Source organism: Bacillus cereus group sp. MYBK101-2 (assembly GCF_051918845.1).
GTDB lineage: Bacteria > Bacillota > Bacilli > Bacillales > Bacillaceae_G > Bacillus_A > Bacillus_A paranthracis.
In genome coordinates this window covers 230,815-256,938 of the sequence record NZ_JBQAIE010000007.1, presented here as the reverse complement: position 1 = coordinate 256,938, position 26,124 = coordinate 230,815, and the positions used below count along the sequence as shown (strand labels likewise).

Sequence of the window (26,124 nt, the reverse complement as noted above, 5' to 3'; positions counted from 1 at the left end):
CTTTTTTACGTTGCTCTTCTTCTTTCTTCTTTTCTTCCTCTTCCTTCTTACGTTGCTCTTCTTCCGCTTTCAGTCTATCTGCTTCTGCTTTTTCAACCGCTTCTTTTTCTAGCTTTTCTTTTTCCTTCGCCTCAGCTACTAATTGTTTCTCTTTTTCTTTTTTTGCCTTTTCAGCAATTTTTTCTTCTTCTATTTTTGCTTTTTCAGCTTTCTGTTTCTCTTCTTTTTTAGCTGCTAACCACTTCTTTTCTTCAGCTTGTTTATCCATTTCAGCCTGTTGTTCTGCAGTTATTGGATAAAAAATATGACTTAATGTTAAAGAAACGATAAACACAGATAAACATGAACCAAAAATAATAGCAAATTTTTTCAAGCGCGAACGATATTTCTTTATAACTATCGTCCCTATCATAGCAATAAAAAATACTATCGCTCCAATTAAACCAACCATCCCAATAAACATTAACAAAGTATCCACTATTTAAATGTACTCCTCTACTTATGTATTTCATAAGACCCAAACTAGTCATCTATACATGTTTTTGGATATTTTTATATAAAAACACTTTCTTTTGGAATCTTACATTTTCAATATTTGTCAGTATAGCAATAATAATATCATAATAAAAGTCTTTTACTTACTTATTAATACTTCAACTAATTCCGCAATTTCTGATTAAACTATAATTTTTATCAAAATAAAAAGAGATCCCTCAAAAAAGCTATATTTATCAGCTTTTTTGAGGAAATCTCTCCTACTTATTTTTAAACTTCTCAGTCGCTGCTCTCATCTTCACATTCAAATCGTGATCAATCGAGTCACGAATATCTCGCTCTACTTCTTCCATTTCTTTTTGGAAATTTTGCAAGTAGATTTTTAATTCTTCTTCTTTTTCTGGCCGTTGTGAAGGTGGTAATTGTACGACTAACGATAGCATCGCTATTAAATCTTTCATTAAGAACGTTTCAAGTTTATGTTGCTGTTCAAACATACGCTGCTCTTGATAATATGGCAAAGCATTTAATACTGAAATTGTAATATCATCAACCGTTCGTTGTAATGAAGGATTTATTGAGCGTTTATACGCTTGAATTGTATTTAATGCATCTGGATATCGATCATAAAAATACAATTTATAAAACGATAAATCTGTCGGTTTTACTGTTTGCTGCGTTTCTTGTCTTAAAAAATCTTTTATTTTCATCGCTGCTACATCAATATCTTCATTAGTAAGCTTTTTCGTCGTTTTTGCCATTACATGTACTTTTTTCTGTTTTTCTTTCGGTAACATTGAGAATACTTGCTCTCTCGTACGTTGACCTGATGCACAGAAAAGCGTATTTAATATATGTTGTTCTTTTTTTCCTTCCGTACGAATCCAACGATAAAAGAGTGGATGTTGTGTAAATTCTTGTAGAAACGGTAATGATTTATTCGATAACTTATCTAAAGAATCGTGTGCTCTTTTATATGGCTTCGTCCACGAAAAATACAGTTTACGTCCGAAATATACAACTAAAACAACGACAGTAAATGCGATTAAAAACAATGTACCTAGTAGTAATAATACAGTTTGAATAAAACTCATTTTTTCACCTCCTCTAAAAGTCTGCTATTTTCTTGGGCGCTGAATGAGTTTTTGTTTCATTTCATCATTAAATGTGTCTAGTTCAATAACAAACTTCTTACTTGACTCGATAATACGTTCTGACGATTTTTCAGAAGCTTCAATTGCAGCAAATACGTTTTGGAATGATTCACGTAATTTATCCATGCTAATTGCAGGATTTTCAAGTAATTTCGTTGTTTCTTCTGTATTTTGTTTTAATGCCTGAGAATTACTTAATACCATAGACTCAATTGCTTCATTTGTTGCATTCACTGCATCAATTGTTTTACGCTGATTTGTTAATGCTAACTGGATAGCAGCAGAAACTGTTACAACGTTTTGCGTCATCGTAATTGCATTACGAATTGCCTCTGTTAACTTTTCATTATTTTTCTTAATAATGTCTACTGATGCGATAGATTGTAATAACACACTTTTCGCTTGCTGCATATTGCGCGTACGCACTAAAATCTTTTCTAATGCATCATTAATTAATGGAATATCCCTTTGACGTTCTGGATTTTGTTTCTCAGCTTCCAGCATGCCAGCAAGTTTTTTCCCTAAGTATACTTGCTTATCAAGCGCGTGAATTTTATCGTGTGATTGCTCTTTAAGCATTTCAAGACCGACTGTATCTTCTTGTAAATTATCACGACCAATTAGAAGCGATCTTATAATCTCCTCAATTTGCTTATCTATAGATTGATATTTATGCACGTATGTTTCAAGTGGATTTTTCTTGAATACTTTAAACATAATTTTTTTCATACCACTTGCTTTTAATGAATTCGGATCAAGCTCTGATACCACTTTTCGTAACTCTAACAATGTATTTGGAATTTCTTCGTTCTTTCCATTCATCATCGCTGTGACAGGACGTTTTAATGCTGATAACGTTTGTCCTGCTGCTTGTTGCTCTTTATCCCCTAAATCTCCTAGCTGAGACAATACTTTTGATAAATCTGTATTTTGCTCGCTATTTAACTTTTGTACATAAAGATCAGCTTCTTTATTCAGTTCCTCTAATTCTTCATCTTTTATAACTGTATCCACTACTACTTCTACATTATTATCTTTCACAACCGATACAGGTTCTTTTTTCTCGAGTTCAGTCAACAAAATCGCTCCTTTATTTATATGTGCGAATTTATATGCACCATATTTCATCTATTATATCGTATTTCATATGCATTCTGACTGCTTGAAATCGATTTTTTTAGAAATGTCTGTTTATGCAGTCATTCCCTGTTTCTTACTATAAGTATACCTGTAATCAACATAATTTTCCTCAGACTTAAGACCTAGAGAACCACATGCTGAAGGCCGATTCTTCGTATGTTATATAAATTATGTTCTTCCTATCCTTCTGTACTCAATATTTTGACATACACCTTTTACAATGTGATAATTATATTACGCTCAGTCCTATTTCTTCTTGCGCGCTACAAACGCTCCATTTTGGAATGCCAATAACACCGTTTCAAACATTTCATCTTCTTCAATCATTTTTCTAAACTCGGCTAATTCACTTGCATGAGAGGTTGCATTATCAACAACTAGAAAACCTTTTGGTTGTAAAATGCGTTTTATATGCTCAAGCCACCACATGTATTGCGTACGCTCTGAATCTAGGAAAATAAAATCAAATGAATGATCTAGTTGCGCATCTAAAAATGCCCCTGCTTCTTGATTATGAACATCAATCCTTTGCAACAAGTTTGCCTTTTCAAAATTGACAAGTGCCTCTCCAACTCGTTCTGAAGAAAGCTCCACAGTTGTTACATTTCCATTTGTTTCTTCTACCGCATTAGCTAACCACAATGTAGAATAACCATTAGAAGTTCCAATTTCTAAAATATTTATTGCGCTACACCCTTTTACTAAAATTGATAAAAACTGCCCCATCTCACGAGAAATATTCCGTAGTTTTTCTTCCCGTGTTTTTTTATTTCGATCATGCTCTTCTCCATATTGTTCAAGTTGAAGTAATAATGAATCTAACGTATCCATTCTTTTCATCGCCTTTCCAAAGCAATATGATGAGAAAGCTCTCGTTGCCCGTCTACTTTCATTATATGCGAAACGAAAACCTTTTTCTCGTTATATGATAAAGATTTGCAATTTTTTATAGCATATTGTTTCGTTTTTTGGTAAAGTTAATTTCTACGTGCAATTATTCCATTCATACTATTTTTATTTCAATTGCAGTTGTTAAATCATATAAACCTCATTTAAATGAATCGGTATTTCAAATTCAATTAAGCGCCCTTTCCGGACGCATTTTCTTTTGTTTATATATTTATTAGAAGAAAGGATGCTTACAATGAACGTGATTAGCTTAGATGCCGCTCGAAAGCGAAAGCAGCATAAAAAATTAATGATTACTATACCGATTATTTCACGTATTTATGAAGAAGACGGGGAAATTAAATTTGAGGTAGCTGGCGAAAAAGACGTACCTCTTGAAATGTTAGAGAAATAATAAAAAGACGCACTTCTAAAGAAATGCGTCTTTTTTATACTATTCTATTTAAGTGCATAAGTTTTTCAGGATTAACCATCAAATAAATATTTGAGATTTTCTCATTCTCAAATGTGAATGAAAGTACATAAGTCACTTTGTTTTTCACTTTAACAATAACACCTGGGGCACCATTTACTATCTTATAATCAACATTGTACGCTGATGGGAACTTACTTCTAATTCCAGAGAATAAACGAATAATCCTATCTGCAGAATAGATTGGATGAATTGCAGTTGTAACTTTGCCACCACCATCAGCTTTCAATATCGCATCTGTTTTTAATACTTCTAACATGCCTTGCGCATCTCCACATTGTAATGATGATACAAACTTTTCCACATAAGCAGCCATTTGTTTCGTACTTAACTTTGACTGCTTCGGCTTATCTAAAATACTTTTTCGTGCACGTTGAAAGATTTTCCGGCAATTCGCACTACTCCTATCAACAATCGAAGCGATTTCTTCGTACTCATAATCGAAAACTTTTCTTAATATGAAAACAACCCTCTCTACTTCAGACAATTGTTGTAAAAGTAATAAATATGCCGTAGAAATTGATTCTTTCATTACAAATGACTCTGATGGGTCATCAGTCTCTTCCACAAATGGTTCTGGTAACCACATTCCGACATATACGTTCCGTTTATGTGCTGCTGAACGTAATTTATCAATTGATCGATTTGTTACCATTTTACATAAATATGCTTTCATATTTTCTATAGATTGAACGTCCTCTATTTTATTTAACGAGATAAAAACGTCATGAACGATATCCTCAGCATCCATAACACTCCCAAGAATTCTGTATGCTAATGAAAATAATAATGGTTGATATGCTTCATATAAATGCTCCGTTTCCATGATGAACTACCTCACTTTCGGAATGCTTTAAAATGTGTAAAGCTGCACGTTTTCCGCTTGCCACTGCAGCATCAGCTAATATTTCATCATGCCCTACCCAATCTCCTGCTACATAAACACCTGGCATTTCAGGTATATTAGGACCTGGTTTTTCAACTCGGTTTATATGAAGAAAATCATATACTACTGTTATTTTCGGTAAATATTGCTGTGCAACAACTTCTCTTTTCCAATTTGGATGTAGCAAATCCATTGTACTTTCTAACAGTTCTTTATCTTCATGAGTATGTTTCATCTCTAGTACAGGATTATGGTACTTAATTAAACTCACTGTAATTGATCCATCATCACTTAATTTAGCTGCTCTTGATTGATTCGTAAAAAATATAGGCTGATCTAACCCTAATGCAAATTGATGTGTCGGATTAGGTAATCGTCTCAAACCAATATCTAATGCAGCAACGGTAACCGGTACTGATTGTTCACTCCACCTTTGCAAACTTGTTCCTTCAGCACCTTTTATCATTTTACAAGCCTCTTTCGGTGGGGTTGTTATAATAACTGCATCTGCTTCAAATACTGCATCGTCAAAACAGTATATTCTTTGTTCCCCTTCACAATGCTCTATTTTCAAAACATGCTTTTTAGCTAGAAATTGCACACCATTCGTATTCGCTATATCCCTTAAAGTTGTTATTATCGTCTCCCAACCACCATCTACATAAAGTACTCCTTCTTTCATAGAAAGCTGTATCTGCTTTAGTACTGAAGATGCTAATTGTATTGTAGGAGCATACGTATATGTCGTTGTTCGGCATAATGCATAAAATATATTTCGAACCATTGGATCTTTAATTTCATTTTCTGCCCATGTAGTTAGACTCATTTGGGGAACTTTTCCTACATCTAAATTTCCTAAATGAATCATAAGACGAGAAAACTGAGTTTTTGCAGACCATGAAAGTAACGGTGTTGATAAAATTGAGCGAAAATCTGTTGGGATGGTGAAAATATCTCCTTTCCATATTCCGTGTGTTTTTGTAGATGGGATTCCACCTGGAAGATTTATACCTAACTCATTAAAAGTTATAAACGCTTCCCCTCCTCTATATAAAGCATGTGCACCAAGGTTCATACAAATGCCATTTTTATTTATAGTCATCCCTCGACCACCTAAATGATTAGACTTTTCTAATACAATAACTTTCTTTCCAGCTTTCGCTAAATATATAGATGCTGCTAATCCAGCAAGCCCACCACCAACAATGGCTACATCAAATTTCTTCATAATAAAATCCCTCCTTATCGTTCTACATACAAGACGAACGATTAAGGAGGGATGTGACATAAAAATATATTTTTACTCATCTATTTTATTTCATTATTTTTTTATTCGGTCATATTGCATACGAAATAACTCAATTGCAAATGGTATATCCTCTTCACTCTTTATATAATAACTTATCCATCCTGATTCAGGTAATACGTGATGTGGTTTGACCAATCCTTGTTTTACTAATTCATCCCGCTTTAACTTTGGAAATGGTAAATCAACTAACTTATCTCCATGCAGATGACCAAGTTCTTTCTTACCATAATTTATTTCAATGCCGCCAAATCGATGCGGTTTTTCAGAGACACCTGCCCAGCCAAGCACTTCATTTCTAATCATTTCACTAAATGACATGAACCTTCACCCCTTATTAATGATTGATGTAATATTAAATTAACACGTTCTTTACTTTTTTCCATCAATCCAAAGTATGAATGGATATACGAATATAGTTTCATCTCAACACCTTTATTTTTTACATAAAGAAAGATATAGCAAGGTACTTAAATTCTTATCGGGATATGTTCCACATCTTCAAAAAAATATAACCAATTTAAGCAAAGGAATTCATTCTTTTTGTGATACTAACCTTTCATTTGAAATAAGCTATGAGTTCCCTCCGATTTATACTGCTTACTCACAATTACAAGAAATACAAAATGTATCAGAGGTTTCACAAATTTGTATTACAACTACAAGTGTACTAGATTGCTATAAAATTCTTGGAATGATACATCAATTATACAATCCAACTATAAACTATTTCGAAGACAATATAGCACTTGAAAATAGCTATTTTAATAACAATTTAAAAACTAAAGTCAATATGAATAATACTGAACAAACAATTATCATTCAAACACAATTAGCAAAAACATTAAAAGATAACGGCATTTTTTCTTTATTAAATAATAGAACTGCAAATGTCCAATCCATATCTTATAAAATAATGAATGATACAATTGTGCATAACAATTTATTAACTACAGATCCAATTGTGTTCCACAATCTAGTATCGTACGAACTATTTGAAAATACCATAACGGCTTATACTTCAGATTTACAACCTATTTATTTACCAGATGGTGCTACAATTATTGATTTTACTTTCTCTGCATTTCCAAAAATTGCACATAACATGAAAAATGCAAAAGTCAACGGTATACCTGTTCCACTTAAAACAAAGGTATCTCATTTTGACATCATAGAAATCCATTTTGGTTTAAAACAAAACTTGGCATTAGAGTGGCTAAATTACGCCAATACCGCTAAAGCACAATTAATTATTCAGCAAAAACTATCTTGAATAACAGACCAATACCTCTATGAAAAAGGATTGGTCTGTTATTCAAAATACGAAATACAACCCATATTCTTTATGGCATAGGCAAATTTATTATGATACCAACAACCGCACATAACAAACACTAGACACATATCCTAATTTTATAACCTTACTTACTAATAGAAAGGCAGGTAATACAATTGACTTCTAATATCGACTACACCTCCCCCTCAACTAATTTCACTTATGATTTAAATAAAAGTAATTTTTTTCAGAAAGATACTCAAAATTATATAAACGTACTTGGCATGAAACAATTAAACACGTTAGAAAACACTTCTTTATTAGATATTTATTTAAGTTCAGGTAATGTTGTAGAACCACATATTCATCAAAATGCAGCTGAACTTGTTTACTGTATTTCAGGATCCGCGGTTGTTTCTTTACTTAATCCTTTTACAAATCAAATATTAAACTTACCAATAAAACCAGGGCAAGTTGCCAACATTCCACAAGCGTGGTGGCATTATGAAATTGCTACAGCAGATAATACTCATTTATTAGCAATTTTCGATGCCCCAACACCAGAAGTTATTTTTGGTTCTGATATTTTAAGATTAACTCCAGCTAATATAATGGCTCATACTTACTGTCTCGATGAGCAACAATGGAAACAAGCGGTATCCCCTATTCAATCCACTACAGTAATTGGTCCCCCAGTAAATTGTAATAAAAACCGTGGAACGATAAACTCAACAACTCAGCCTCCTAATCCACAACAAAATTTATATTACCAAGATTCGTATTATTTTCCTCTTTACTGGGGATATTAATTTATATTATGAAAGGACAATTATTTATCTCCTCGGAAAATACGTAGGAGATTTTTTTATTGTATACCCATTCCTATTTATTATCGTAACAATTAATAGAATACCTACATATAATAGTTATATATTTAATTGGAGGTGATAGTACTATGAGTAATTATAACTATCGAAAAAACTACTCTCATAATAAAAATAGTAGTTCATCAGCATCTTCTCAGTCTTCAAATTCTCAATCTTCCAATTCCCAATCACAAAGAGACTTAGCCGAGCAAGGCTATGTAAAGAAAAAAGGATGTAACTGTAATAAAAACAAATAGTTTATTATTAATTTGAACAATAACATTTCAACGCTCATGATAAATATTTTACTTCCCTTGTATACTGTTTATTTAATGGATGAATTCTGTTTTTCATAGAATTCATCTTTTTTATTAATAAGTAATTTTTTAAACGTTATAACTTATTCCATAAACAATAAAGTACATATCATAAATTTTGATTTTTCTTTTATACCAACTTAACAAAGAGTAATTTCTCAATTGATTTATTACCAATCTTCCCATAAAATATAGCCCTCCCTAATAAACTTAGGAAGGGCTATATACAAATGCCAATTCAAATTTCAAACAGACATTGTAACAAATTAAACGATATTAATACCTGCACTTACATATCCTGCAACAGCTGCTACTGGACTAGCTGCCGTTAACGAAACGTATAGTAGTATTTTATCTCCTGCTGCTACTGGAATAGCCTCAGGTACGATGCCTGATGCTGTATCAAATAGAGCTATTGTAGCAAATGCTGGTGTTAATAATAGAGGTGCTCCTTGTACTGTAAACGTATTACTTGCCGGAGGTGCAGTTAATATTTGTATCTGCACTTGAACAGGTGCTAATGGAGCTAATGCAGCGGTTGCACTAAAGAAACCTGCTAATGATGTAATAGTTCCTGCGCGTGGTGCTACAAATGCATAATCCCCTACATTTAACGCTAATGTGATAGTTGTTCCACCAGTTAAAGCTATACCCGGCTGAGCAAATCCAAATCCAAGAAGAGTTCCTGTATTAGCTACCAATGCGTTAGCTAATGCAGCTGGTGTTGTACCTGAAGCGAATGGAATAATAGCTCCACCACCAGTTGCTCCTGTTGCTCCTGTTAAACCTGTCGGGCCTGTTGCTCCCGTTGGACCTGTTGCTCCCGTCGGGCCTGTTGCTCCTGTTGCTCCCGCTAGACCTGTGTCTCCCGTTGGACCTGTTGGACCCGCTGCTCCTGTTGCTCCTGTTGCTCCTGTTGGACCTGTTGCTCCTGTTGCTCCTGCTAGACCTGTGTCTCCCGTTGGGCCTGTTGGACCTGCTGCTCCTGTTGCTCCTGTTGCTCCTGTTGCTCCTGTTGCTCCTGTTGGACCTGTTGCTCCTGCTAGACCTGTGTCTCCCGTTGGACCTGTTGGGCCTGCTGCTCCCGTTGCTCCTGTTGGGCCTGTTGCTCCTCCTCCTGGACCTGTTGGGCCTGTTGGACCTGTTGCTCCTCCTCCTGGACCTGTTGGGCCTGTTGGACCTGTTGCCCCTCCTCCTGGTGTAACTCCAATGAGTTGAGTTAACAAGTTTAATAGAAGTTGTAAACTTGCAGGATCAATAATTAATGAGAAGAAGAATGGTGCAAGAGCACTGTAGAATTGTTGTAATAAAGAAAGTAATTGATTTAAATCTGGATTAGGAGATTGTAGTAAATTGATAATACTTTGAATTAATTGTTTTAGGAAATTCCCTTCTGGAGAAGGTGCTAACTCATTTAGTAAATTCAATAGTTGCGTAAACAAATTGAGTAAAGCTAATCTGTTTGCGTCACTTGGATTTGCAAAAAACGCTGCAATAGCCGAAATTAAAGAGTTTAATAAAGTTATTAATCTTCCTAATTGTTCGCTAGTAATTGGAACCGTTTGTGGATTGTTACAACAATCTGGAGTGAAAACAATCGGATTATTGCAGTTATTATGACCAAAACAATTATTGTTTGTCATTTATGTCCTCCTTACTTGTTTTATATTTGAGTGTTTTCCTATTATAAGAACTATAAAATTGTGTATCGGTTTCATTCACTTAAAATAGGAAACATGAATTATAATTAAACTGAAAGAACGATATTTAATTATGTTCATGACTCACATATTAATTATATGTTTTTAATAATTGACTGCTTAGATTAAACACCTAAACTTAAAAGTTTATTTTATTTTTCCACGTTTATCTCTTAGGTTTAAAAGCACATTTTAATATTAAAACTAAGCATTAGCATATAACCAATAACTTACAAATAATAAGTAATAACACCACCTTTTCAAATAAATAACAATAATATCTTTACTTAAATTGTGTTCCCTCTATTATCATAAAGCCGTTTCTATTATCAAAAACTATCATACAATATAGTGGACAAGTTATTGTATACTTCGTTCCCAAAAAACAATATAGGGAGTGAGAATTAATTGCCAATTATTCAACCATTTATGGCATCTAGAAGATTTACATCTACATTAGGAGCTGGTACAGGAACAGGTGCAGCTTTTGCAATTGCTGCTACAGCTTGTTTAAACGATGCTGGCACTACTGCAACTGCTTTTCCGACTTTTACGTATTACAACTTATATGTAAACGGCATTCTTCAACCTAGTGTGAACTCCAGTGTTACTACTGGACCTACTGGTGCTATTACAATTCCTGGCGGAGATGCATTAGACGGTGGAATTCCAATTACAATCGAATTTATCGTCACTTAGTTTTAACTATTTTAATGTAGAGCAAAAAGACAGATCCTTCTTATTTAAGAATCTGTCTTTTTTAATTAATAATGATAATTAAATGCTAAAATAGCAACTACTAGGTCATTCCTTTAGTTTATATTTTAATAACTTCACGTAAGTGATTATGCAATAAGAAATACTTTGTACTATATTCATAGTACAAAGTATCTATACTAAATTTTCCGTATATACATTATCAATTTACACTCCTCACCGCTAATGTTACATTGAACATGAAGATAGTTTCTCAAATGCGAACCATCTCAAAACATATTTGAGAAACATACTCCAATCCTATACGCGAGAGCAACACTATGTTGACACTCAAATGAGTGTCTTTTTTTGTGGATTATAAAAAATAAAAACCATCTCTTATAGATAGTTTTATCATTACGCCTTTCTTTGTTTTTCAAGGTAGCTGTAAATTTATGAAGTTGAATAATAAATAGTCATATTTAACCGGGTTTGCGTTCTTCCAAAATTACGATAGGAATGCGGTCTATCCGCCTTAAAGCGAATTGAATCCCCGCTATTTAATTTATACTGACAATCATTTATTTCAATTGTCAATTCCCCTTCAAACACCGTTATAAATTCTTCAGTCCCTTCTTTATGACCTTCCGAATTTAACTTTCCTTCTGTTTCAATTTCAACCGTATAGATTTCAAAGTTCCTATCATCTTGGAAAGGAAAAGAAGGATACACTTTATATCTTCCATTGTCTTCTGATAATACTTGAACATCATTTCGTAAAACAACTTTCGTATCCGGTTGCGGATTATTGATTAAAGAAGTAAAAGACACTTTCAAACCATTCGCAATTTTCCATATCGTTGTTAATGTTGGACTTGACTCTCCACGTTCAATTTGTCCAATCATCGTTTTACTCACACCTGTTAATTGGGAAACCTTTTCTAAACTTAATTTTTCTTTTTCTCGAATTGTTTTTAAATTTTTCGCCAGAATAAGTTGAATTTCTTCCATAAGAAACACTCCTACACTATATACAATATAACGACCGTTATGTATAATAAAAAGCACACGTTATATAGTTCTTTTCAGTCATTATAACATACAAAATACTTAGGGGGTTTTGAAATGCCTATATTTTCTTTTTTGTTATTTGTTTTTATAAGTAGCTTCACACCCGGACCTAACAATTTTTTAGCTATGACATACGCTAATCAACATGGTTTAAAAAAGAGTATGCAATTTTGCTTCGGAGTAGCTTTCGGTTTTTTCATCCTCACTTCCTTATGTAGTTTCTTTAATATTGTATTAATTAAAATCCTACCTATAATCGAATTCCCTTTAAAAATCTTAGGTGTAGCATATATGCTATATTTAGCTCTTAAAATACTCACAAGTAAAACTAGCATAAATCCCGATGAAAAATATAATAAAAATTTATTTACAGTTGGGATTTCTCTTCAGTTTATTAACCCTAAAGGAATACTATTCGGACTAACTGTAGTATCAACTTTTATTCTTCCTTACTACAATTCATATTCAAGTTATCTACTTTTTTCATTATTTCTAGGTGTAGTTGGATTAATGAGCACATTTAGTTGGACATTATTCGGTTCCATGTTTCAAAAAATTTTGTTGAAGCATACTAAATCATTTAACATCATTATGGCCGTTTTATTAGTTTTCAGTGCGCTTTCCATTATAACCAATTAAATTTCCTTTATTAAAAAAAGAGGATTACTCAATAAAAGTATCCTCTTTTTGAGGCCGAGTGATTTTTCTGTTTTACTAAAATAAAATTTTTACTTAACTTCATACCACCAGCCTCTACGCTCAAGGTAATCCGTCATTCCTTTAAGTTGCAGCCTCTACTTTTTATCATTCATTTTAAAATCTCTTTATAATAATACAGAAAAATACGCTATAATATAAGTTATTGTTCTTTAGGAGGGGTTTAATGGCTGATAAGTATAAATTTTTAATTCTTGTTGTTACAGCATTTTTTTCTTTCTTTTCCTTAATAAAAGATTTCCGTAACACTTCAAAAAGTTTCTTTTGGGGAAGCTTTGCAATCCTAACAAGCTTTATATTATTATTAACACACGCTTTAGAGTTAACTCCAAGACTTCTCCATTCAGCCCAGATGGCTCTTGAGATTATTACAATACCTCGTAAATTATTGTTCCCGTCTGGCACTGAAGTTGCTAGTATTTGCTAACAATTCGTGTATCTAAAAAAATTCAAGTCTATATTTTTAATTATCTTTATAAATATAAAAATGCGGTTTCTCCTTTCTAGAGAAACCGCACCCTATCAAAAATTCTTCTTAAAATTTAAACTGACTCGTATACAGATCAAAGTAAAATCCTCTATCTTCCATGAGAGATTCATGGTTCCCTTTTTCCAAAATACTTCCATCTTTTATAACAAGGATTTGATCTGCTTTTTCAATCGTTTTCAGTCGATGAGCGATTACGAAACTTGTTCGACCTCTCATTAAATTGTTTAGTCCTTCTTGTATTTGTAATTCTGTTCTCGTATCAATATTAGATGTTGCTTCGTCGAGAATTAATATATCTGCATCTGCTAAAATTGCCCGTGCGATCGCAAGAAGTTGTTTTTGTCCTTGACTTAAATTCGATCCTTCTGAAGCAATTTTCGTTTCATATTGATTCGGTAAATGTTTTATAAAAGAATGTGCAGATGCTGCCTTAGCTGCATTGATTACCTCTTCATCACTAGCATCTAATCGACCATAACGTATATTATCCATAATCGTCCCAGCAAATAAATACGTATCTTGTAAAACGACCCCTATTTTACTTCGCAACGAATTCATATCATATTCTTTTATGTTTTTTCCATCAATATGAATTTGCCCTTGCTGTATATCGTAAAAGCGCGTTAGCAAATTAATGATTGTTGTTTTACCCGATCCAGTTGGTCCTACTAAAGCAATTGTTTCCCCTGGCCGCGCTTTCAGACTCACTTCTTTTAAAATCGTTTTATTTTCCTCATATCCAAATGAAACATTCTCGAGTGCAACATGGCCTTGTAAATTTTGTACAACGAATGCATCTTTTTTATTTTTGATTTCCGGTACTTCATCCATAATTTCAAAGACACGTTCCCCACCAGCAACTGCCGCTTGAATCGTATTCATTAAAGTTGCGAATTGACTAAGTGGTCTTGAGAACTGACGAGAATAATTAATAAAAGCTGCAATGACACCTACAGTTGTCATTCCATTTAAAACCATTACTGATCCAGTTCCAATTACAAGTCCCATACCTAAGTTGTTAATAAAGTTCATACTTGGAAAAATAAAAGCTGAAAATGTATCCGCCTTCGTTGCTGAAACTCTTAGTTGTTCATTAATTTTATTGAAATTCTGTACGGTTTCTTTTTCTTTCCCATATAACGTTGTAACATCCGCTCCTGTTATAGCTTCCTCAATAAATCCATTTAATTCTCCTAAATCTTTTTGACGCTTTGCAAAGTTTTTACCACTATAAGCAACTAATTTTTTTGTAACGAAAAACATAATAGGTACTGTAATTAGTGTAACAATTGCTAAAATCCAATCTAATGCGAACATCGCAATTGTTACACCTATAAAGGTTAATGCTGATGAAATAATTTGTACAACACTTTGTGTCAACGCTTGATTCAAATTATCTATATCATTTGTTACACGACTCATTAAATCCCCTTGAGAACGTACATCAAAGAACCGTAAAGAAAGTGTTTGGATTTTCTCAAAAATATCTTGTCGTATTTTTTGTATCGTTTTTAATGCAACATTAACCATTACAAATGTTTGTAACCAAGTTAAGAATACTGTTACACCGTAAATCGCGATAAGTAACAAACACATTCTCGCCGTACCGCTTAAATCTTTCGGTACAATATATTGATCGATAATTACTCCCATTAAATACGGACCTAATAACCCAAGTAACGTCGTAACAAACACTAAAAATATAACGAACGTAAGAGCAGCCTTTTGATAGCCCATATAGTTCCATACTCTCATCACAGTTCCTTTCGTATTTTTAGCTTTCCCCATCTTTGTTGTGTTACGCCCACCTTTATTAGCAAATTGTCCTTGAAAATTACGCATGTTCTTTCCCACCTTCTTTATGTAAATTGCCACCTTGGGAAAGATAGATTTCTTGATAAACCTCACATTGTTCTAACAGTTCTTCATGTGTACCATCACCAACTAATTCACCGTTATCTAAAACGAGAATTTTATCAGCATCTATTATTGATGAGATTTTAGAGGCAATTAATAATGTTGTTGTTCCTTTATATTCTCTCCTTAATGCTGATTGAATGTTAGATTCTGATTTAGCATCAACTGCTGATGTAGAATCATCTAATACAAGAATAGATGGCTTTCTCACAAGCGCCCTTGCAATGGATACACGTTGTTTTTGTCCGCCTGATAAATTCGTCGCACCTTGTGTTACATGATATTGATAAGAATCTTCCAGTTTGTTAATAAACTCAGTCGCACAAGCTGATGAAGCCGCCACTTCCAGCTCTTCCTTCGTTGCATCTTCTTTTCCATAACGTAAGTTCTCTTCTATACTACCTGAAAACAACAATGCCTTTTGAGGTACGAACCCAATTGAACCACGAAGTTTTTGTAAATTGTATGCCTTAACATTTATTCCATCAATACATATTTCACCTTGATCAACATCGTATAAGCGTGGTAACAATTTTGCTAAAGTAGATTTACCACTTCCTGTAGAACCGATAACCCCTACTTTTTCACCTTTACATATGCGAAATGAAATATCTTTTAAAACATATTCATTATTTTTCGTATAACTATAACTAACATTTTTAAAATCAATATTCCCCTCAATTTCCTTAGGTACAAGCGCATTTGTTTCGCTTGTAATATCAACCTCAGTATTTAAAACTTGCTGTACTCGATCCGCAGATGGAAATGCTCGCGCGATTTGTATAAATACCATACTGATAGACATAAGTGCCATTAAAATAATATTCAAATAATTTATAAACGCTAATATAGCTCCTACTTGAAGAGTCCCGTTAAATACTTTTTCTCCACCAATCCATAATGTTGCGACAATCCCTCCGCTTACAACTAACATTATGATTGGCATCATTAAGGAAATAAGCTGCACCGCTCGAATATTTATCTTCGTTAAATTTGTATTAACATTTCCAAACTGATTAATTTCATATTTTTGTCTTACATACGCTTTAATAACACGTACTCCAGATAAATTTTCTTGTAACTTTGTATTCACTTTATCTAATGCTTCTTGCACCTTTTTGAACGTCCCGCTCGCTTTACTCGCAATGAATATAATCGCAAGTAATAAAATTGGAACGACTACGAGTAATATAGGAAATAACTCGCGTGCTGTTACAAAAACAATTATGATACTTCCGATAAATAACAAAGGACCACGAACGAGAACACGTAATGTCATCGTCATCGCCGATTGAATAGATGTAATATCATTTGTCACTATCGTTAATAACTTTCCAGTTCCAAACGAATCACGATTTTCACTAGAAAATGTTTCTATTTTCGCAAACACATTTTTTCGTATGTCAGTAGCGAAATTAACAGCTGCTTTTGTAGAATACATCATACAGCCAAGCCCTCCAACTAAACCGAGTACTGCAGCTCCTATCATAAGAAGTCCCATTTTTATTACATAATTCATATCCCGATTTGCTATCCCAACATCAATAATATGTTGCATAATAGTCGGTTGAATTAAGTCCATCGCAACCTCAAGTACCATAAATAGTGGTCCAATAATAGCGAAGAACATGTATGGTTTTAAATACTGTAATAATTTACGAAATGATTTCATACATAATCTCCTTTTCCCATGAAATTACCCCCGAATAACTCATATCCCTCCTTATTTAAGCGCTGTAGTTTGTAATTTCTTTCTTATTCCTATTATATTATGTAAATTAATATTTAACATTATTAAATGATAAGCATTAATGACTTTACGGTCAATAAATGTGCTTTTTATTATATACATATAAAAACCGCATTCCTAATGAAAAGAATACGGTTTTTCATCTATATTTTTTCAGTTGTAAACTCTAAAAACTCAGTCTCAAATCCATTATTTTTAGACGGACTACACGTGTAAAAACCTATTTTAATAGGCTTATTTCCTATATCCTCCATCAAATGAGCGATTCTTATTTGTTCCCATTGGTGGATCTTCTTCACATATATTGTATAATCACCACGTTTACGAACAATTCGAAAACGAAGTTGCTCGTTAGCTAATTCTGTCGGAAAGTCTTGCGTGGACCAATCGGAATATCCATTATTCGTTACGACAGCTCCTAAATGAGATGGACCATCTGGAATATATTCTAATGAAGTTTTCAGCCAACACTTTTCCGAAACCATAACAAAAAGACCAGCTTGATCGAATTTTGAATTTGGATTCATACGCAATTGAACTTCAGCTTGAAAGTCTGTCATCGTCTCTGTATAAAATACATGACCATTCATTACTTCGAATCCATAATGTGTTTTAAGCCAAAAATCTGTTTCGGCTTTCGAGCGGACAATAAGCGCATGATTGTTATTAAGCTTATAATATTCAGGTACATTCATTATAGTAAGTTGCTCAATATGTTCTGGTATATGTGATATTTTCATAGTTCCTCCCTATATAAAGCATCTATATACATATTTAAAATTCTACTAATACTGGGAATTTATAACCTTTCAAATCCAACTCTCTATTACTTCGAATCATTAAATACTTACTTGACTGTAATTCTGTAAACTGTACATCCTCAACCCCTAATTGATCTGGAGAGAAGTAAAATTCGATTTCTGTAAATCTTTCAGCAATTTCCCCGCATATTTCATCTAAAACTGGAATTACTGGTGCAAACACTCCATATAATTTCAACTTTTCATTATCTACTTCATACACAATTAGAGCATCTAGCCTCTCTGAATAATACAATTTTCCATTCCATTCCGAATCATACATATTCAAATAAAACGAAGGACGGAAGTTTAATGTTGAAAAATTATTTGAAAGTCTTTGGCTACTATCTATAATTTCATGTATTAATTTTCTATCCTCTTCCATATAATAATCTAGCTCTCTAAGTAAGGAATCATTATTATTCTTTTTATCATATGGAATAGTCATCAAATACTCCTGCACAACTTTAAAACCATATGATGTATATAGTTCAGGTTTTTCCGTAAACAATAATGTGCATTCACATTTCTTATCGATTTCTTCTATCATTTTACTCATTAATTGTGTCATGAGTCCTTGTCTTCGAAAATTAGGGTGTGTCATTACCGATTGAATGCCTGCTGCATTTATTCTTTCACCATTCACTAGCAATGGTAACGAGAATACCGCAACGTTTGCAATCGCTTTATCTTCTTGTAAAAATGATAAAGCTTTATATGTATCATCCCAATAACCTCTCTCTGAAAAATCATGCAATGTTTGACTTGAAATCCCAAACACTTCTTCAAATAAAGGAAATAACTGCTCTCTTTTCGGTTCTTCTAAAAGAAGTTTTTCAAAACTTTCAACATTCCCCATGTTGTCCCTCCATATGTTAATTCCATCAAATTAGATATAGTTGTAGAACCTGCTCTTAAAGTAATAGGTCTTACCAATCAATATACTATCATAAAATATAAAAAAAAAGTCTAATTAATTTTATGTTTCGACTATTCGAAAATAAGTCGAATAAAAAGATATTAAGATTTTTGAATATTAATAAGTTTATAATATAAAAATAGCGCTTTCTAATTCGTTTTTACTAATAGAAATGCACCATTTATAAAAAAATATTTTTTATTATTTTTTTCCTTCTAGTCTTTCCTTCGTATTCATTTCTTCTCCTCTCATTCGCTTTTCAAATGTATTTCTCCAACTTGTAGAAAGTGCATGTACTTCTAAGATCCTCTTTACCCCTTCCAAATTTTGTTTTTCCTTATGCATAATACGATTAGCAAAAGCTACTGTCACACCTTTTAGATCCGACTTCAGTAACTTTAATGTATCAGCAGGTGATACCCATCCTTCTTTTAATACGCGAAAATAAAACCCCGTATATCCTGTTTCTTGAAAATATAGTGGTAACTTCGGGATATTGTATTTCTTAGCTAATTTAAAACAAGGTTGCCTTGGCTGCGTTACTTGTACAATTGCTTCCCCAATTTGAAATGTATCACCAATACAAACATCCTCTTCACACATACCACTAATTGTTATATTTTCTCCAAATGCTCCATATATAAGTACTTGATTCAACTCTTTTTCCCAATATCCATAATGTTCCCCCGAATACACACAAACCGCTTTATCTACTCCACCATGATGAACTAAATCCGCTTGACCATCTCCATTAAATTTTACAAAGGATAAAAACACCGGTTCTTTTACTTGTTTCTTATTTATTCCTGTATGAATTACCTTTCCTCCGTATGTAACCTCTTTCGGTAACCCTATATTTAAAGATAATAATTGATATTCATTAGCCATTCTATTTCCTCCTTTAAGATTGTTCCATGTATTTTCTCACTCGATTTATTTTCACTACTATCTCTTTTATATAAAGATGATTATAAAACCTAAAAAATCATTGTTCAATCCAATTATTTATATAATAATAATAGGTAAAACCTATCATTATACTTGAGGTGATCCAAATCGAATTACGACAACTTGAATATTTTTTAGCTGTTTCAAAAGAATTGCATTTCACAAAAGCAGCTGAGAAATTAAATATTTCACAGCCTTCACTTAGTCAGCAAATACGTTCATTAGAACATGAAGTTGGAATGCCCCTTTTCGATCGAATTGGTAAAAAAATATCTTTAACCGAAGCTGGGAGGATTTTATTATTACATAGTAAAACAATTTTTCATGAAATTGAACAAGCCCGTTCTGCTATTCAAGATTTAAACGGATTACAACAAGGTTCCTTAACAATTGGATCATTATTAACCGTCGTAAATTACTTACTACCACCAGCTATTTTAAATTTTAATAACTTATATCCCAATATAGAACTTTCTGTATTAGGACTTCGCACAGGAGATATTCGTGAAAAATTATTACAAAACGAATTAGATATTGGCATTACATTTCTACCGGTGCAAGATAAAGAAATTATTTCTACCCCTCTCTACAAAAGTGAACTTATAATAGTCGTACCAACTGGTCATCAATTAGCTGAACATAATCATGTATCTATTGCTGAATTGCAGAATTACCCTTTCATTCTTTTACCTAAAAATTTCTTTTTAACCAAACTAATTACATCTCACTGTCAAAAATTCAACTTTAAACCAAGACCAATTTTAGAAATTAGCACGATGGAATCTTTAATCCAAATGGTTTCCAAAGGAATAGGAATTACAGTTTTACCCAAACCATATATAGACTTTTTACAAAATAAAAACATTCAAGCTATTAAAATAAAAAAACCTACTCCAACAATTGAAATAGGACTAATTTATAGAAAAGATAAATATATGTGTGCTGCAACTCGAGAATTTATTGAACAACTAAAAAGAACAGTACATTCTTTACAAAGCTAAACGAACAAAAGAGATTATCCTATGAAGTCATTTCATAACGACCTAGTAGAATAATCTCTTTTCATAATGAAATAAAGTATTAACTATAAATTTTAGTGTACCTTTTTGGAAATGGGAATATATTTTGTAAAATAAGCCCCGACTAACAATAATACGATTGAAAATAGCACTGTCAACATACCGCCGAAATGAAACCAATATGCGAACAAATTAAAAATTGCAAGCGAAAAGAAACAAATTGAAGTTAATGCACTCTTCAATCCTTTTATTTCTGCTTTTTTTCTTTTTTGATACGCAATATACATGGAAACGACTAAAAAAATGATAAAAACAATCATTAATAAAATGTTTAGCATCGGTAATCCCTCCAGTATAAATAACCTCCTTCGGTGCTACCATATTACCCCATTTACCCTTTTGGAATCAATTTATTATTCTCTTCTCTCCAAAAATCAGTATAAGTTTTATTTTTAAAGTTCACGTTCACCTCAGAAAACGGCATACTTCCTCCAACTTTCAATGAGTACCAGTCGTTTAAAAGTGGAGACCCGAAACAAATATTCATTGTGCATTCATGCAAATCAAACAATACGGAATGTAAAGTTCCAAACCATTATGAAATAAAAACTAGATTAAAGTATTCCCTTTTCTACTAAAGTCTCTGCGATTTGAACTGAATTCCAAGCCGCACCTTTTAATAGGTTATCAGAAACAATCCAGAGGTGGAATCCGTTTGGCATATCAGGATCTTTACGTATTCTTCCGACAAATGTATCTATTTTCCCTTCTGCATATAATGGCATTGGATACAGCTGTTTACTAGGGTTATCCTGCAAAATAACACCTGGTGCATCCATTAATACTTCCTTAATTTCCGTAACGGTAGCTTCTTTTTCCAGTTCTATATAAACCGATTCTGAATGCCCTGATACAACTGGAACACGTACACAAGTAGCTGCCATTTTCAGGTTTGGGTCTTCTAAAATTTTCTTCGTTTCTTGAATCATCTTTACTTCTTCAAAGGTAAAATCATTATCCGTGAATATATCGACTTGAGGCAATATATTGAATGCAATTGGATAATATTTTTTATCTTTTTTCGCTGGTAATATAGTACTCTCCACTTCTTCACCTGCAAGTATTGACTTAGCCTGTTCTTTTAATTCTTGAATTGCATGAATACCAGAACCCGATACAGCCTGATAAGTGGAAACGATAATTCGTTCTAATCCGAATACTTTTCGTATTGGCTGAAGAGCTGTTACCATCTGTAATGCTGAACAATTCGGAACTGCTATTATCCCTTTATGTTCCTTTAAAGTGTGCGCATTCACTTCCGGAACAACGAGCGGTACATCATGTGCCATTCGGTATTCGCTTGTGTTGTCAATGACGATGGCACCGCTAGAGACAGCTTGATTTACAAATTGTCTAGAAACTTCTCCTCCAGCGCTAAAAAAGGCAATATCTACCCCTTCAAAGCTATTTATTTTTGCTTCTTGTATAATGATCTCTCGCCCTTTAAATTGTACTGTCTTACCAGCTGATCTTTTTGACGAAAGTAACGTAACTTCAGCTATATTAAACTTTGTTTCTTTTTCTAACAGTTCAATAATTTTCTGACCTACTGCACCCGTAGCCCCAACAACAGCTACATGATAGCCCTTTTCACTCATCATTTCTCCTCCAATGTTAAATGAATAAATATTTCTACAATTCCATTTTATAAGGAATTTAATCATTTGGAAAATTGAAATACGTGATATAATCATTCACAAATCATGATAATAAAAGAGGGATTGTTTATGGAAATGAGACACGTTAAAACATTTTGTGCGATTGTTAAGTATGGTGGTTTTTCTAAAGCTGCTCATGCATTAGGTTATGCGCAATCTACAGTTACAGCGCATATGAAAGCATTAGAGAACGATTTACATATTCCTCTTTTCGATCGGTTAGGAAAAAAAGTACTTCTTACAAAAGCAGGTCATCAATTTCATCCTTATGCTTTAGAATTACTTGCAATTTATGAAAAAGCGCAAGAAATCCCTCAAAATACCGATCAATTAGAAGGTACATTGAGTATTACATCAAACGAATCATTAGCAGTGTACCGTTTACCACAATTATTACGCGCTTATAAACAGAAAAATCCAAAAGTAAATATCGTACTTGAAACAAACACAAATGAACAAGCATTACAAAAATTACGTGAAGGAGAAACAGACGTTGTCTTCATAATTGGAGAAAGTATAGAACATAATGATTTTATTACACGTACTTTTAGTAATGAAACATTTGGATGGATTTTACCTCCCCATTACTGTATACACTCTAACCCATTTTATTTATTAAAGGATACTCAGTTTATTTTTACCGAACAAAGCTGCGGTTATAGACCAATGGTAGATCGTTTTTTACGTCAAAGCGGGAATATTCCAGCTAAAACATTTGAAACGTCCAACGTTGAAGTTATTAAACAATCTGTTATGTGTGAGTTAGGCATTTCAATTCTTCCTTATATCGTTGTACAAGAAAGTTGTCAAAAAGAGCAACTCTGTTTTCAGCCTATTGAAACTCCAACAGTTATTCAAAGCCATATAATCTATCATAAATCTAGATGGATTTCCCCTGTAGTACAGTCGTTTCTTTCACTATTAAAGGTTATGAAAGTATAAAATAATATGAAAGAAAACATGAGTTGAAATCCTTTAAAGAATATCAACCCACGTTTTCTTTACTACTACTTATGTAGTCATCTTCTTTTTATTAGGTGATGTTTTTTCTTTAACTAGAACAAATATGATTGGAAGGACAAGTAAACTAGCAATTGCACAGATTGTTCCTAAAGAAGAAAACGGAAATCCATTACTTATGGCAAGTGACGCTATGCCAGAAGCAATAGTCATCCCAATATACATGGCAGAGCTATTTAATGCCATTACAGTCCCTCGCACAACTGGTTTTAATTCTGAAATTAGTGCCGTTAATGATGCTTGGCCAAATCCAATAAATAAACTCCAAATGATATGTAAAGTAATTGCAATTACTAGATTTTCTATGGAAAGCGAGAACAATATTACACTTATTGAGGTTACAATACTCGCAATGGATATAACATTCTTCTTTCCTATTTTATCAGCTAACTTCCCACCCAAAATGTTACCAGCTACACTACCAACTCCCGCCAAAAAGATTACAATACCTATTTCACCAATGGAAAGGCCAAAATTATCCCCATAATAAACACCTATGTACGAAAACATGCCGTGTAATCCAATTGTCCATAGAAACGTTGCTAATAACGCAAATAAAACTGAAACATTTACTAAAACCATTTTAAGTGGTGCACTTAACGTTTTCGCTATAGAAACATGCACATCATTTCTCTGTTTTTCATTTCTTAATATGCGATTAACTAATAATGTAAGAAATAAAGTTAATAGTCCTATACTATAAAATGTCCATTGCCAATTTCCTACTTCAGATAAAAATGCACCTATAGGTACTCCGATGACTGTCGAACCTACCATTGCTCCCATAATCGTTCCCATCGCTTTTCCTCTTGACTCATATGTAACTTTATCACCTACTAATGCAAAAACACTTGGCATAATCATCGCACCAGATAAACCTGTTAGGCCGCGAAATAATAAAAGAATTTCAAAACTCTTCGCTAATCCCGTACAAAATGTAGAAATAGAGAAAATAGTAAATCCTATTATGATCATACGTTTCCTTCCAACTCTATCAGACATCGTTCCAAATATGGGTGCAGTTATTCCATAACAAAGTGCATAAATAGTAATTAATAACCCTCCACTCCCATCAGGGATACTAATTGTTTCTGTAATTACTGGTAATAAAGGTGCGACTAATAATGAATCTAATCCAACAAAAAAAGCTACAATTGCCAAAATACGTATCATTGACTTTAACTCCATATATAACTCTCCTTTATTTCATATATGAAATAGTTATTTATTATTATCCCTTCTTTAATTTTCACTGTACTAGTTTTTATTTCACATATGAAGTATTTATATAAATAAAAATGTAACAGAGTGTTACATTTTTACTATATTTAATTCAAGTGCTTCTTCCACTTTAATAATAGAGCCTCTAAAAGCCCCTCTTCTTCTTTCGTAAAACAACCACAATTCTCTTTTAAAAAATCACTATATTGCACATCGACTTGCTTTTTCGTCTCTTCACCTTTTTTAGTTAAATAAACGAGCGTTTCACGTTGGTCATTCGGGTTCTTCTCTGTCATTACGTAACCATCACGCTTCATCCGTTGAATCATTGTTGTCATATTACTTGGAACGCATCCCATGTTTTCAATTAACTTTGACATAGATACTTTCCCAGATTTTGCTAGTACTTGAATCACTCCAAATTGTACGTAACTTATATCATACTGTTCAATTGCCTTATCTAGATTTTTTTGGAGTAAATGATAAACATCACGAATATTACCGTAAAGCTCTCTGTTATTCATATGTAAGCCCCTCTAATTTATTTCATATATGAATCATATTCCCATTTATTTCCTGCGTCAACAAAAACACCTTTGTATGCATAACAACAAAGGTGTTTCAAAATCAACATACTTCTTATTTATTAGTCTGTTCTCCACCTGCAATTAATTTACTGCCTGAATATGTACTTTTTTGCATAAACAGTTGATTAATTAACTCTTTTTGTTCGGCTTCTGACATTACACCTTTTCCTTCGCCTAAATTTCCACTTTGTAATTTCCAAATCTTGTTGTGATCCGCATCCATTTTTTCATATTTTCCTTGTTTCCATCTCTCTAAAATATCTGCATATGTTTTTCCTTGTACTAGATCATTGCTCTTTACAATATCAAGTAAACTTTCAATACGTTCTTGTGTAATAAAAATATAGCCCCACTTTTGATCAGCTTTCGTTTTTTGATGTGCCATTTCATGTAATGCTGTCTGTATATTCTCATCAGTCCATTTGAAATTTTTATTAAATCCGCTATTTGGCAATGAATGATTGCCATTTTCTAAAACCTTTGCATCTTCAGCTTTTACATTACTATCAGCTAGTACTTCTGCTGCCGGTGCAGCTGGTGATGCCTTTTTAGCAGCTGGTTTACTATTATTCAAATAATACATCATACCATATGTTACACCTAAGCCGATTACCGCCATACCAGCTATAATACCTATTATTTTAAATAATGTTTTCATCTTGCTTGTTGCCTCCCGTATATCCCATTTCATATTTTCTATTTTCTAAACCACATATGTATTTCCTCATAT

The 26,124-nt window shown here is 33.0% G+C and carries 26 protein-coding genes and 3 pseudogenes; 8 read left to right on the top strand and 21 right to left on the bottom strand.

Annotated features, from left to right (window positions below; translation table 11 throughout):
- The 4 genes and pseudogenes from ACTFSI_RS16365 to ACTFSI_RS16350 all read right to left on the bottom strand — a co-directional run.
- Nucleotides 1–478, bottom strand: a pseudogene (locus ACTFSI_RS16365) (hypothetical protein); the annotation flags it as partial.
- Between the two features lie 277 nt (nucleotides 479–755).
- Nucleotides 756–1,589, bottom strand: a complete 834-nt coding sequence (locus ACTFSI_RS16360; protein WP_044791832.1) for a DUF3974 domain-containing protein — start codon at nucleotides 1,587–1,589, stop codon at nucleotides 756–758.
- A 24-nt stretch (nucleotides 1,590–1,613) separates the two neighbouring features.
- Nucleotides 1,614–2,726 carry a toxic anion resistance protein gene (locus ACTFSI_RS16355; protein WP_000137416.1) on the bottom strand — a complete coding sequence of 371 codons (1,113 nt, stop codon included), beginning with the start codon at nucleotides 2,724–2,726 and terminating at the stop codon, nucleotides 1,614–1,616.
- 309 nt (nucleotides 2,727–3,035) lie between these two features.
- A complete protein-coding gene (locus ACTFSI_RS16350) occupies nucleotides 3,036–3,629 on the bottom strand; it encodes an O-methyltransferase (RefSeq protein ID WP_041184107.1) in 594 nt (197 codons plus the stop codon).
- Nucleotides 3,630–3,933: 304 nt separating this feature from the next.
- Between ACTFSI_RS16350 and ACTFSI_RS16345 the strand changes: the two genes are divergently transcribed.
- A complete protein-coding gene (locus ACTFSI_RS16345; protein ID WP_001100983.1) occupies nucleotides 3,934–4,092 on the top strand; it encodes a hypothetical protein in 159 nt (52 codons plus the stop codon).
- A gap of 34 nt (nucleotides 4,093–4,126) precedes the next feature.
- Here ACTFSI_RS16345 and ACTFSI_RS16340 read toward each other — a convergent pair whose 3' ends face one another.
- From ACTFSI_RS16340 to ACTFSI_RS16330, 3 genes are all read right to left on the bottom strand, one after another.
- The gene (locus ACTFSI_RS16340) at nucleotides 4,127–4,996 is read right to left on the bottom strand and encodes a sigma-70 family RNA polymerase sigma factor (RefSeq protein WP_044791834.1); all 870 of its coding nucleotides are present in this window, start codon (nucleotides 4,994–4,996) and stop codon (nucleotides 4,127–4,129) included.
- On the bottom strand, nucleotides 4,974–6,284 hold the full coding sequence (locus tag ACTFSI_RS16335; protein ID WP_044791836.1) for a phytoene desaturase family protein: 1,311 nt from the start codon (nucleotides 6,282–6,284) through the stop codon (nucleotides 4,974–4,976). The genes ACTFSI_RS16340 and ACTFSI_RS16335 overlap by 23 nt, the downstream gene beginning before the upstream one ends.
- 93 nt (nucleotides 6,285–6,377) lie before the next feature.
- Entirely contained in the window at nucleotides 6,378–6,683 is a 306-nt protein-coding gene (locus ACTFSI_RS16330) for a luciferase domain-containing protein (protein ID WP_000010316.1), read from the bottom strand.
- A gap of 118 nt (nucleotides 6,684–6,801) precedes the next feature.
- On the opposite strand from ACTFSI_RS16330, the pseudogene ACTFSI_RS16325 reads away from it, so the two are divergent.
- Both ACTFSI_RS16325 and ACTFSI_RS16320 read left to right on the top strand, forming a co-directional pair.
- A pseudogene (locus tag ACTFSI_RS16325) lies at nucleotides 6,802–7,635 on the top strand (TGS domain-containing protein); the annotation flags it as partial.
- Between the two features lie 179 nt (nucleotides 7,636–7,814).
- Entirely contained in the window at nucleotides 7,815–8,447 is a 633-nt protein-coding gene (locus ACTFSI_RS16320; protein WP_138322005.1) for a cupin domain-containing protein, read from the top strand.
- Between the two features lie 640 nt (nucleotides 8,448–9,087).
- Here ACTFSI_RS16320 and ACTFSI_RS16315 read toward each other — a convergent pair.
- The gene (locus ACTFSI_RS16315; RefSeq protein ID WP_440045500.1) at nucleotides 9,088–10,464 is read right to left on the bottom strand and encodes an exosporium glycoprotein BclB-related protein; all 1,377 of its coding nucleotides are present in this window, start codon (nucleotides 10,462–10,464) and stop codon (nucleotides 9,088–9,090) included.
- Nucleotides 10,465–10,929: 465 nt separating this feature from the next.
- On the opposite strand from ACTFSI_RS16315, the gene ACTFSI_RS16310 reads away from it, so the two are divergent.
- Entirely contained in the window at nucleotides 10,930–11,220 is a 291-nt protein-coding gene (locus tag ACTFSI_RS16310; protein ID WP_001121647.1) for a DUF4183 domain-containing protein, read from the top strand.
- Between the two features lie 450 nt (nucleotides 11,221–11,670).
- On the opposite strand, the gene ACTFSI_RS16305 is transcribed toward ACTFSI_RS16310, so the two are convergent.
- Nucleotides 11,671–12,285, bottom strand: coding sequence for a helix-turn-helix domain-containing protein (locus ACTFSI_RS16305; protein ID WP_116777243.1), 615 nt, complete (start codon nucleotides 12,283–12,285; stop codon nucleotides 11,671–11,673).
- Nucleotides 12,286–12,342: 57 nt separating this feature from the next.
- Here ACTFSI_RS16305 and ACTFSI_RS16300 point away from each other — a divergent pair, with 57 nt between their 5' ends.
- Complete coding sequence (locus ACTFSI_RS16300; protein ID WP_138322007.1) at nucleotides 12,343–12,927, top strand: LysE family transporter; 585 nt, start codon at nucleotides 12,343–12,345, stop codon at nucleotides 12,925–12,927.
- 89 nt (nucleotides 12,928–13,016) lie between these two features.
- Here the strand turns inward: ACTFSI_RS16300 and ACTFSI_RS16295 are convergent, their stop codons facing one another.
- Entirely contained in the window at nucleotides 13,017–13,079 is a 63-nt protein-coding gene (locus ACTFSI_RS16295) for an N-acetylmuramoyl-L-alanine amidase C-terminal domain-containing protein (RefSeq protein ID WP_353824113.1), read from the bottom strand.
- A gap of 92 nt (nucleotides 13,080–13,171) precedes the next feature.
- Here ACTFSI_RS16295 and ACTFSI_RS16290 point away from each other — a divergent pair, with 92 nt between their 5' ends.
- Complete coding sequence (locus ACTFSI_RS16290; RefSeq protein ID WP_044791133.1) at nucleotides 13,172–13,432, top strand: hypothetical protein; 261 nt, start codon at nucleotides 13,172–13,174, stop codon at nucleotides 13,430–13,432.
- Nucleotides 13,433–13,540: 108 nt separating this feature from the next.
- Here ACTFSI_RS16290 and ACTFSI_RS16285 read toward each other — a convergent pair whose 3' ends face one another.
- From ACTFSI_RS16285 to ACTFSI_RS16265, 5 genes are all read right to left on the bottom strand, one after another.
- Nucleotides 13,541–15,337, bottom strand: a complete 1,797-nt coding sequence (locus ACTFSI_RS16285) for an ABC transporter ATP-binding protein (protein ID WP_138322008.1) — start codon at nucleotides 15,335–15,337, stop codon at nucleotides 13,541–13,543.
- Nucleotides 15,330–17,084: an ABC transporter ATP-binding protein gene (locus ACTFSI_RS16280; RefSeq protein WP_044791129.1), complete on the bottom strand. Its 1,755-nt coding sequence runs from the start codon at nucleotides 17,082–17,084 to the stop codon at nucleotides 15,330–15,332. Before ACTFSI_RS16280 ends, ACTFSI_RS16285 begins: the two co-directional genes overlap by 8 nt.
- Before the next feature lie 221 nt (nucleotides 17,085–17,305).
- Entirely contained in the window at nucleotides 17,306–17,902 is a 597-nt protein-coding gene (locus ACTFSI_RS16275; protein WP_000703153.1) for a DUF1349 domain-containing protein, read from the bottom strand.
- A gap of 34 nt (nucleotides 17,903–17,936) precedes the next feature.
- A complete protein-coding gene (locus ACTFSI_RS16270; RefSeq protein ID WP_000528704.1) occupies nucleotides 17,937–18,821 on the bottom strand; it encodes a GNAT family N-acetyltransferase in 885 nt (294 codons plus the stop codon).
- Between the two features lie 261 nt (nucleotides 18,822–19,082).
- Complete coding sequence (locus ACTFSI_RS16265) at nucleotides 19,083–19,769, bottom strand: MOSC domain-containing protein (RefSeq protein ID WP_001262986.1); 687 nt, start codon at nucleotides 19,767–19,769, stop codon at nucleotides 19,083–19,085.
- Nucleotides 19,770–19,927: 158 nt separating this feature from the next.
- Between ACTFSI_RS16265 and ACTFSI_RS16260 the strand changes: the two genes are divergently transcribed.
- A complete protein-coding gene (locus tag ACTFSI_RS16260) occupies nucleotides 19,928–20,830 on the top strand; it encodes a LysR family transcriptional regulator (protein WP_440045499.1) in 903 nt (300 codons plus the stop codon).
- 92 nt (nucleotides 20,831–20,922) lie between these two features.
- Here ACTFSI_RS16260 and ACTFSI_RS16255 read toward each other — a convergent pair whose 3' ends face one another.
- The 3 genes and pseudogenes from ACTFSI_RS16255 to ACTFSI_RS16245 form a co-directional block, all read right to left on the bottom strand.
- Nucleotides 20,923–21,186, bottom strand: coding sequence for a hypothetical protein (locus ACTFSI_RS16255; protein ID WP_440045498.1), 264 nt, complete (start codon nucleotides 21,184–21,186; stop codon nucleotides 20,923–20,925).
- Between the two features lie 53 nt (nucleotides 21,187–21,239).
- Nucleotides 21,240–21,443 (bottom strand): annotated as a pseudogene (locus ACTFSI_RS16250) (C45 family autoproteolytic acyltransferase/hydolase); the annotation flags it as partial.
- A 19-nt stretch (nucleotides 21,444–21,462) separates the two neighbouring features.
- Nucleotides 21,463–22,506 carry an aspartate-semialdehyde dehydrogenase gene (locus ACTFSI_RS16245; RefSeq protein WP_277616183.1) on the bottom strand — a complete coding sequence of 348 codons (1,044 nt, stop codon included), beginning with the start codon at nucleotides 22,504–22,506 and terminating at the stop codon, nucleotides 21,463–21,465.
- Nucleotides 22,507–22,635: 129 nt separating this feature from the next.
- On the opposite strand from ACTFSI_RS16245, the gene ACTFSI_RS16240 reads away from it, so the two are divergent.
- Nucleotides 22,636–23,508 (top strand): LysR family transcriptional regulator, encoded by an 873-nt coding sequence (locus ACTFSI_RS16240; protein WP_070805996.1) that lies wholly within the window; start codon nucleotides 22,636–22,638, stop codon nucleotides 23,506–23,508.
- Between the two features lie 69 nt (nucleotides 23,509–23,577).
- Here ACTFSI_RS16240 and ACTFSI_RS16235 read toward each other — a convergent pair whose 3' ends face one another.
- The 3 genes from ACTFSI_RS16235 to ACTFSI_RS16225 form a co-directional block, all read right to left on the bottom strand.
- Entirely contained in the window at nucleotides 23,578–24,774 is a 1,197-nt protein-coding gene (locus tag ACTFSI_RS16235; protein WP_440045497.1) for an MFS transporter, read from the bottom strand.
- 140 nt (nucleotides 24,775–24,914) lie between these two features.
- Nucleotides 24,915–25,331 carry a MarR family winged helix-turn-helix transcriptional regulator gene (locus ACTFSI_RS16230; RefSeq protein WP_001065034.1) on the bottom strand — a complete coding sequence of 139 codons (417 nt, stop codon included), beginning with the start codon at nucleotides 25,329–25,331 and terminating at the stop codon, nucleotides 24,915–24,917.
- A 115-nt stretch (nucleotides 25,332–25,446) separates the two neighbouring features.
- The gene (locus ACTFSI_RS16225) at nucleotides 25,447–26,052 is read right to left on the bottom strand and encodes a PRK06770 family protein (RefSeq protein WP_044791112.1); all 606 of its coding nucleotides are present in this window, start codon (nucleotides 26,050–26,052) and stop codon (nucleotides 25,447–25,449) included.
- Nucleotides 26,053–26,124: the final 72 nt, after the last annotated feature.